The sequence below is a fragment of the Pseudomonas sp. D47 genome (genome assembly GCF_045447305.1).
Classification (GTDB): domain Bacteria; phylum Pseudomonadota; class Gammaproteobacteria; order Pseudomonadales; family Pseudomonadaceae; genus Aquipseudomonas.
Window position 1 is genome coordinate 1 of the sequence record NZ_JBJGXU010000167.1, and the last position, 672, is coordinate 672.

Consider the following 672-nt stretch of genomic DNA (forward strand, 5'->3'; position numbering starts at 1 on the left):
CACCACGCAGCGCCTTCTCTCCCAATCTGACATCGCTATTCAGATTGAACGCCTCGTACAGGCTATCCAGAGAACGGACAGCGCAGCATTCAAGATCACTAAATCAGCATTAGGTCGGGAGCGTGTACAGAGAACTCGGCTTACCCAGTACTTTGATCATATCCAGAAAATGGTAGCGTTGTTCGATGAAGGCCATCACTATGACTTCAGTGAGCACCTCCAGGTGTTTTGGGATGCGTGTCAGGACATTAGCTTAGAACGCAGCCCTGTGGGGCTCACGTGCCTCAGTGACGACGAGACACGTTATCTCAGTACGGAAGAGATGCTCAATACATTGACTGATCGTATCCGTCACCTGACGGGCAAGAAGTGGTTTAAGCGCAAGGAGTCTGACCGCCGCTTTCAAGCCCTGGATCAGCAGGAGAAGATCTCGAAGTGCATAGATAATGTCCTGGAATCTTGCTCTTCAACTGTCGTGATTCGTCTGGATCTGCATTACTCCGAGATATCTCAGTATCGGCAACGCGCGGAAGATGTATTTGCGGATTTGGATAGGCTGAGTCGGGAGATCGAGCGTAACCCGATGTTTGACCATTTAATCTGGCATCTCTGCACTGTCGAGCAGGGAGAGGAGAGGGGCTACCACATCCACACGGCGTTTTTCTTCGATGG

Annotated in this window: 1 protein-coding gene; it reads left to right on the top strand. The window is 50.9% G+C overall.

From position 1 onward, the window contains the following. Nucleotides 1–672 (top strand): hypothetical protein (locus ACI77I_RS32065; RefSeq protein WP_407000217.1); only part of this gene is annotated, 672 nt, incomplete at both ends.